Origin of the sequence: Nocardia sp. NPDC051900, from assembly GCF_044452545.1 — a bacterium.
In the GTDB taxonomy this organism is placed as follows: Bacteria; Actinomycetota; Actinomycetes; order Mycobacteriales; family Mycobacteriaceae; genus Nocardia; species Nocardia sichangensis.
Genome location: NZ_JBITBU010000002.1, coordinates 198,291 through 205,786, shown reverse-complemented (window position 1 = coordinate 205,786; position 7,496 = coordinate 198,291). Strand labels below are relative to the sequence as shown.

General features: G+C 66.8%; 9 protein-coding genes. 2 read left to right on the top strand and 7 right to left on the bottom strand.

Annotated elements, in window-relative coordinates; genetic code table 11:
* Positions 1 to 163: 163 nt before the first annotated feature.
* Complete coding sequence (locus tag ACIA5H_RS03670) at positions 164 to 586, bottom strand: YbaB/EbfC family nucleoid-associated protein (RefSeq protein WP_397073699.1); 423 nt, start codon at positions 584 to 586, stop codon at positions 164 to 166.
* A gap of 148 nt (positions 587 to 734) precedes the next feature.
* The gene (locus tag ACIA5H_RS03665; protein WP_397073697.1) at positions 735 to 1,388 is read right to left on the bottom strand and encodes a hypothetical protein; all 654 of its coding nucleotides are present in this window, start codon (positions 1,386 to 1,388) and stop codon (positions 735 to 737) included.
* Between the two features lie 753 nt (positions 1,389 to 2,141).
* Between ACIA5H_RS03665 and ACIA5H_RS03660 the strand changes: the two genes are divergently transcribed.
* The gene (locus ACIA5H_RS03660; protein ID WP_397073695.1) at positions 2,142 to 2,414 is read left to right on the top strand and encodes a hypothetical protein; all 273 of its coding nucleotides are present in this window, start codon (positions 2,142 to 2,144) and stop codon (positions 2,412 to 2,414) included.
* Between the two features lie 419 nt (positions 2,415 to 2,833).
* Here the strand turns inward: ACIA5H_RS03660 and ACIA5H_RS03655 are convergent, their stop codons facing one another.
* Positions 2,834 to 3,334 carry a hypothetical protein gene (locus ACIA5H_RS03655; protein ID WP_397073693.1) on the bottom strand — a complete coding sequence of 167 codons (501 nt, stop codon included), beginning with the start codon at positions 3,332 to 3,334 and terminating at the stop codon, positions 2,834 to 2,836.
* Positions 3,335 to 3,428: 94 nt separating this feature from the next.
* Here ACIA5H_RS03655 and ACIA5H_RS03650 point away from each other — a divergent pair, with 94 nt between their 5' ends.
* A complete protein-coding gene (locus ACIA5H_RS03650) occupies positions 3,429 to 3,920 on the top strand; it encodes a winged helix-turn-helix transcriptional regulator (protein WP_379252078.1) in 492 nt (163 codons plus the stop codon).
* 111 nt (positions 3,921 to 4,031) lie between these two features.
* On the opposite strand, the gene ACIA5H_RS03645 is transcribed toward ACIA5H_RS03650, so the two are convergent.
* The 4 genes from ACIA5H_RS03645 to sdhC are packed head-to-tail and all read right to left on the bottom strand — an operon-like array spanning position 4,032 to position 7,426.
* Complete coding sequence (locus ACIA5H_RS03645; protein WP_355079083.1) at positions 4,032 to 4,805, bottom strand: succinate dehydrogenase iron-sulfur subunit; 774 nt, start codon at positions 4,803 to 4,805, stop codon at positions 4,032 to 4,034.
* On the bottom strand, positions 4,805 to 6,574 hold the full coding sequence (gene sdhA / locus ACIA5H_RS03640) for a succinate dehydrogenase flavoprotein subunit (protein WP_379252079.1): 1,770 nt from the start codon (positions 6,572 to 6,574) through the stop codon (positions 4,805 to 4,807). Before sdhA ends, ACIA5H_RS03645 begins: the two co-directional genes overlap by 1 nt.
* 16 nt (positions 6,575 to 6,590) lie before the next feature.
* Positions 6,591 to 7,022 carry a succinate dehydrogenase hydrophobic membrane anchor subunit gene (locus tag ACIA5H_RS03635; protein ID WP_039796191.1) on the bottom strand — a complete coding sequence of 144 codons (432 nt, stop codon included), beginning with the start codon at positions 7,020 to 7,022 and terminating at the stop codon, positions 6,591 to 6,593.
* Positions 7,023 to 7,027: 5 nt separating this feature from the next.
* A complete protein-coding gene (gene sdhC, locus ACIA5H_RS03630; protein ID WP_083863252.1) occupies positions 7,028 to 7,426 on the bottom strand; it encodes a succinate dehydrogenase, cytochrome b556 subunit in 399 nt (132 codons plus the stop codon).
* Between the last annotated feature and the right edge of the window lie 70 nt (positions 7,427 to 7,496).

Here is a 7,496-nt window from a genome sequence, read left to right as displayed (position 1 = left end):
GTGGGCACGCGTTCATCGATGCGTGTCCGGCAAGCGGCTCCGGGAACGCTACTGCCGCCGCCATCGCACGGTCGCAACCGAATCCCGTGCCCTTCCGCCGACGGGAGGTTCCTCTCCGGTCGTCGGCAGGTACGCAGCATCATCTGCACTACGCGGCCCCGTACTATCTCGGGGAACCTTCGTTGTCCCTGCGGAAGAAGGCGCGAATCTCGTTGAGGCTGGGGGCGCCCGGGGAGATATCGGGCAGGTCGGGCAGGTCGTCGAGGGGTGCGGCGAGCGCCTCGGCCTGCTGCTTCGCCTGGTGCGCCGCGGCCAGGGCGACCTCCACGATCACCCTGCTCAACTGCTCCGGTGTCTGGCGCATCGCCGCGGCCGTGAGGCGCAGGTCCGTCAGCACGCCGGCGGCATCCACCGTCACCTCTACCGATTGGTCGGGAGAACTCGCCTGCGTGCGAGCATTCTCCAGTTCTCGGAACACATCGGCGAGCCGGCCCTGCTGACGTTCGAAGGAGTCGAGGAGATGTTCGAACTGGTTGCGCATGCCGTTGTTGGCCGAGCGCAGGCCTTCGCGCTCCCATCGATCCATGCCACGACCTTCCGACTCGAATTCCTCAGCGGACAGCGACGACCGCGGACCTCCGAACGTGCCCACAATGATGACCGACAGGTGCGTGGTTCACCGCTGGTGGGAAGGGAGAAGAACCAGACGCCGTCCGCCCAGGCCGCGACGGGTCTCATCGCCGGTCCGGCAACGCCCCACGCGACATCACCACCAGCAGCCGACCCAGCACCTTCTGCGGGCCGTTGGCCTCGTCCTCACTCGATTCGACCGCGGCGAATCCCTCGGCCAGCGCCCTGCCCGGAACAAATAGACCCTGCTCGAAACAGTTGTCGCCGAGCTGCGCCCGCCACTGCTTGTAGCCGGCGACCACCCGGCTCAGCGTCTGGCCTCGGGGGTCGTTGATCCGCACGTATTCGGTGATGAGCGCGCGTTGCGCCTCCTTGTGCGCCCGGAACCCGCCGATGAGGTCGATCGCGGCGCCGAGTTCCCGCAGGATCGCGGCATACATCGGTCGCCGTGGAGGACCGGATCGGGTCGTCGCCCGGGAACGGCCTGCCAACGTCCGAGGATCGATCACAGCAGTGTGAGCCAGTACGATCCACGGCGCCACCTCCCCGGATCGCTTTGCCGTGCTGCGATCCTCGACGGAAGACAGCGAATCCGTCATATCCCGGATCTCGACTCCGCGCAGCACGACCGGCATCCGCGGGAGGACGGTGTCGACAGCATCGGCGATGTCCTGGACCGTTGCCGCGGCGATACCCGCCGCGTCGAATCCGACGATTTCGATGTTGTGCCGAGCGGCCATCTCCCGAGCGATCCGCATGGCCTCGGCATCGGTTGCTCGGTGAGCCCGCACGCCTGCGGGTTTCGGGGCCCGCTTCCGCGCGGGACGAGCCGGCTCCGGTTTCTTGCCCGCGGGCGGGCGGTCCGGGGTGCGCGGAGGAGATATCCGAGGCGGGGTTTCGTTCGCCGGCGCGGCCGAGGGGCTCGGAGCCTTTGCCCAAGGGGTGCCCGACCCGTTCCGCGTCCACGGCGTACCCGCCGGCGACTTGCCGGCGTCGTTGCGGCCGCTCGGCATCGTCTGCGGACCCGCCTGCTGCCTCGTCGGTGTACTCGCCGGCGTTCGCTGTCGCTCTGCGCCGTTACCGGGCGTCGTCGGCGATCCGGTCTCGGCCGCCGGGGGTTGGTCACCGGATTTGTCCTGCGGTTCGGTTTTTGGAGGATTGGTCGTCGAATCGTCCTGCTGTCCGGATTCCGGAGGTTGCTGTCCGGACTCCGCGGGCTGCCGGCCAGGATTCGCGGGCTGCTGACCGGGTGTCGGGGGTTGCTGGCCGGATGTCGGTGGTTGCTGTGTATCGACGCTGCCGCGGTCGTTCGGGGTGTCCGGCTGCGGACGGGCGGAGTCTCCGTTCGCCGTGCGATCGAACGTGCTCGGCGACCGTGCGAAATTGTCTGTGGGACTGAGGGATTCGCTAGACATCGGCTGCGGAATGGGTCCTGCCGACCGGTTCTGGCTCGGTGCGTTCGTGTACGGGATGCCATCGTCGGCCGAGTTTCGGATGTTCCGCCTGCCGTCGTGGTCCCGGTTCTCGAACGCATCGGCCGCATCCTTCATCGCGGAACTCATAGCCCGTATGTCCGCGACGAGGTCGTCGAACCCATCCAACGTACGGTCGGCACCGGGCTTGTAGGTGTGGGCGAACGTCTCGCCGGCTTCGTCGTCACCCCAGAACTCACCCTCGTCGGCGAGTGCCGCCTTCAGTTCGTTCGCCACTCGTTCGGCGTCCTCGGCCGCCTGCCGCAGCTCCTGCGCCGATTCGCGCAGCTGGGCCGGGTCGACCGACAATGATTCGGCCACGCGACCCCCTAGGTCGATTTCGAGACGGCCCGGCCGTCTTCGGCTGCTCAACGGGACGTCGCGCATCGGCGAATCGCCACGCGCTAGGTCGACCCGAGCCGAAGCATATGCGACGTGCGCTGGTGTTCTCGTCGGCGGGAACGTGTGCGGTGGGCGCTGCTGCGCTGGACGCTTGCGCGAGCGGGCGGTGACAGTGTGGCGAGCGTGGCGGCCGGCCTGGACTCCGACAATGTCGACATCCGGCTGTGCGCGGTCCTGGCGCTCGCCGAACTACCGGCGACGAGACGACGGTGGCGCTCACGAGCGCGCTCGATGACCCGGACCCGACGGGACCCCCGCACCGACCCCCGCGAGCGGCACATGGCTGTGGCAAACGTCGAGTAGAGCGCTCGCTGGTGTGCCACTCGTCGTCATCGCGGAGCCCGATCGTGTTCGAGTCGGCTGGCTGTGATTCGTTCGGTGGCCAGTGCCGAGGCTTGGTCGAGGTTGCCGCCGGTCAATCGGGCCAGGATGTCCTTCAAGGTTTTGATTTCGCCGGAACCGCCCCAGTGTCCTTCGGGAATCTCGGTGGGGAAGACCCAGATGCGGCCGGGGTCACGAGGCCACGCGCCGTCCTCGGCGTCGAGGATGGCCTCGGTGATCTCCCGGACGACACCGGCCCGCTGGATCGCGTCGAGTTGTCCCTCCGGTACGGACGGCACCACTTTGTATCGTGGTGCTTCCGCGGGCGCGCCGCCGACGAACACGGCGGCCGGCCGGTGCAGAAAGGCCCACGACACGGAGCGTGTGATCGGGTCCGACGGGTCGAAACCCTCATGCCGGATGAGGATTTCGGTGATTCGGTTCAGCAGGGCTGCTTCGCGCTCGGGAGTGAAGGTGCCCGCAGGGATGTAGACATCGAGCATGGGCATGCCGACCGCCTCCTAGGTTTAGTTATGAAACTCAGATGGCGGCACCGTATGACCCTGGATGTAAAAAGTCAACTCAGATGGGTATCGTGGCCGCGTGACGTCCGCACCGCGCATCGACCCCGTCAACTGCTCAGTGGCACGTGCGCTGTCGGTGATCGGAGAACGCTGGTCGCTACTGATCGTGCGGGAGGCGCTCGACGGCGCGCGACGGTTCAGCGAGTTCCGCGACCGCTTGGGCATAGCCAGCAATCTGCTCTCGGCCCGGCTCGACAGCCTCGTCGAAGCCGACGTGCTGGAAAAAATTCCTTATCGGGAACCAGGGACTCGCCAGCGCTACGAGTACCGCCTCACCCAGCGCGGCTTGGATCTGCGACCGACCATGATCGCCTTACTCGAATGGGGCGACAAATATCTGGCAGATCCGCAGGGCCCCTCGGTAGTGGTCCGCCACCAGACCGACAGCGGCGAGGAATGCCAGGAGCCGGTCCGCATCGTCCTCGAATGCGCCGGCGGCCACACCCATTTGCCACCCTCGGCGATCCGTCGCACACCCGGACCTGGGGCGCATCTCGTGAACCCGGCCTGACCTCGGCTGAAGATGCCAGCGACCGCCGATGGAAGCAGTCCGCCTCACAACGGCGAAGGCCGCCTTCACCGGGTGGTGAAAGCGGCCTCCGTTTCGGCTGGGTCCGTGAAATCAGCGGGTGAACAGAAGCGCTCGCTTGACTTCCTGGATCGCCTTGGTGACCTCGATGCCGCGAGGGCAGGCGTCGGTGCAGTTGAAGGTGGTGCGGCAGCGCCAGACACCTTCGACGTCGTTGAGGATGTCGAGGCGTTCGCGGGCGGCTTCGTCGCGGCTGTCGAAGATGAAGCGGTGGGCGTTCACGATCGCGGCCGGGCCGAAGTAGCTGCCGTCGCTCCAGTACACGGGGCAGGAGGTGGTGCAGCAGGCGCACAGGATGCACTTGGTGGTGTCGTCGAACCGGGCGCGGTCGGCCTGGCTCTGGATGCGCTCGCGGGTGGGCTCGTTACCCGAGGTGATCAGGTAGGGCTTCACCGCGCGGAACGCGTCGAAGAACGGCTCCATGTTCACCACGAGGTCCTTCTCCACGGGCAGGCCGCGGATCGGCTCGACGGTGACGGTGATCGACTTGCCGTTCTTGGGCAGCATGTCCTTCATCAGCACCTTGCAGGCCAGCCGGTTGACGCCGTTGATCCGCATCGCGTCGGAACCGCAGACGCCGTGCGCGCAGGACCGGCGGAAGGTGAGCGTGCCGTCCAAGTAGGACTTGATGTAGATCAGCAGGTTCAGGAAGCGGTCGGTCGGCAGCGCGGGCACCTGGAAGGACTCCCAGTGCGCGCCCTTGTCGTCCTCCGGGTTGAACCGGGCCACCTTGACGGTGATCATCACGGAGCCCTCGGGGACCGGAGCGGGCGTCTGCGAAGAGGGTGCTTCGGCAACAGCAGTCATCAGTACTTACGCTCCATCGGCTCGTAACGGGTCTGCACCACCGGCTTGAAGTCCAGGCGGATGTCCGAAAGGAGCTCCGAGCCCTCCTTGTAGGCCATCGTGTGGCGCATGAAGTTCACGTCGTCGCGGTCCGGGTAGTCCTCGCGGGCGTGGCCGCCGCGCGATTCCTTCCGGTTGAGCGCGCCGACCACGGTGACCTCGGCCAGCTCGAGCAGGAAGCCGAGTTCGACGGCCTCGAGCAGGTCGCTGTTGTAGCGCTTGCCCTTGTCCTGCACGGTGATCCGCGCGTAACGCTCCTTGAGCGCGTGGATGTCGGTGAGCGCCTGCTTGAGCGTGTCCTCGGTGCGGAACACCGAGGCGTTGTTGTCCATCGACCGCTGCAGCTCGGTGCGGATGTCGGCGACCCGCTCGTCGCCGTGCTCGCTCAGCAGCTGGGTCAGCCAGTCCTGCACCATCTGCGCCGGGTTCTCCGGCAGCTCGACGAACTCGCTGCGCTGCGCGTACTCCGCGGCGGCGATGCCGGCGCGGCGGCCGAACACGTTGATGTCCAGCAGCGAGTTGGTGCCCAGACGGTTGGCGCCGTGCACCGAGACGCACGCGCACTCGCCGGCGGCGTAGAGGCCGGGGACGACGTCGCTGTTGTTGCGCAGCACCTCGCCGCGGATGCGGGTCGGGATGCCGCCCATCACGTAGTGACAGGTCGGGAACACCGGCACCAGTTCCTTCACCGGGTCCACACCCAGGTAGGTACGGGAGAACTCGGTGATGTCGGGCAGCTTCTCCTCGAGCACGTCCTCGCCGAGGTGGGTCACGTCGATGTAGACGTAGTCCTTGTTCGGTCCCGCGCCGCGACCCTCCAGCACCTCGAGCACCATCGAGCGGGCGACGATGTCACGTGGCGCGAGGTCCTTGATGGTGGGGGCGTAGCGCTCCATGAACCGCTCGCCGTCGGCGTTGCGCAGGATGCCGCCCTCGCCGCGGACGGCCTCGGAGATCAGGATGCCGAGTCCGGCCAGGCCCGTCGGGTGGAACTGGTGGAACTCCATGTCCTCCAGCGGCAGGCCCTTGCGGAACACGATCGCCATGCCGTCGCCGGTCAGGGTGTGCGCGTTCGAGGTGGTCTTGTACATCCGGCCCGAACCGCCGGTGGCGAACACGATCGACTTGGCGTGGAAGACGTGGATGTCGCCGGTGGCCAGCTCGTAGGCGACCACGCCGGTCGCGACCGGGCCGCGATCGGTGTCGGTGAGCACCAGGTCCAGCACGTAGAACTCGTTGAAGAACTCCACGTCGTGCTTGACGCAGTTCTGGTACAGCGTCTGCAGGATCATGTGGCCGGTGCGGTCGGCGGCGTAGCACGCGCGCCGAACCGGGGCCTTGCCGTGATCGCGAGTGTGCCCGCCGAAGCGCCGCTGGTCGATCTTGCCCTCGGGCGTCCGGTTGAACGGCAGGCCCATCTTCTCGAGGTCGAGCACCGCGTCGATGGCCTCTTTGGCCATGATCTCCGCGGCGTCCTGGTCGACCAGGTAGTCACCACCCTTGACGGTGTCGAAGGTGTGCCATTCCCAGTTGTCCTCTTCGACGTTGGCCAGCGCGGCGCACATGCCGCCCTGGGCCGCGCCGGTGTGGCTGCGGGTCGGGTACAGCTTGGTCAGCACCGCCGTCCGAGCACGCGGGCCGGCCTCGATCGCGGCGCGCATGCCCGCGCCGCCCGCGCCGACGATGACGACGTCGTAGCGGTGCTCCTGGACAGGACGAGATTCACTCATGCGAGGGGGCCTGTTCCTAACTGATGTTGGGGTCGAAGGTGAAGATGACGTAGGTGCCCACGCCCATGATCAGGATCATCGAGACGGCCAGCAGGGTCTTGAGCCAGAAGCGGGTCGAGTCCTTGCGGGAGTAGTCGTCGATGACCGTGCGCAGGCCGTTGCCGCCGTGCAGCTGCGCCAGCCACAGCATGGTCAGGTCCCAGAACTGCCAGAACGGGCTGGACCAGCGGCCTGCGACGAAGGCGAAGTTGAGTCGCTTCACGCCGCCGTCGAGCAGCAGCATGATCGCCATGTGGCCGAGCACCAGCACGATCAGCAGCAGGCCGGAGAAACGCATGAACAGCCAGGCGTACTTCTCGAAGTTGTTGTTCGAGCGCGCGCGCGGCGAACGCGGCAGGTCCAGGCTGGCCGGACGGTCGTAAGACTTTCCGATGACAGGTGCGCTCATTGTCCTCAGTGCTCCGTGAACAGGTAGAAGAACTGGCGCCCGATCGCGGGAACGGCCAGCAGGAACCAGATCGCGAGAATGATCCAGAGCATCAGGCGCTGGTACTTCGGGCCCTTGGACCAGAAGTCCACCAGGATCACGCGGACGCCGTTGAGCGCGTGGAACAGGACGACGACGACCAGGCCCATCTCCATCAACGCCACGATGGGCGTCTTGTAGGTCTCGATCGCTTCGTTGTAGGTGTCCGGGCTCACGCGCACCAGGGCGGTGTCCAGCACGTGGACGAAGAGGAAGAAGAAGATGGTGACGCCGGTGATCCGGTGCAGCGCCCACGACCACATTCCGGGGTCGCCTCGGTACAGCGTCTTCCGCTTCGGCTGGGCCGGAGCTTCAATCGTGGTCATAGAGTGCGGTGCCTCCAACGTCGTTGATGGACCCGGTTTCAGATCCGACGCCCGACGGCGTGGCGGGCGA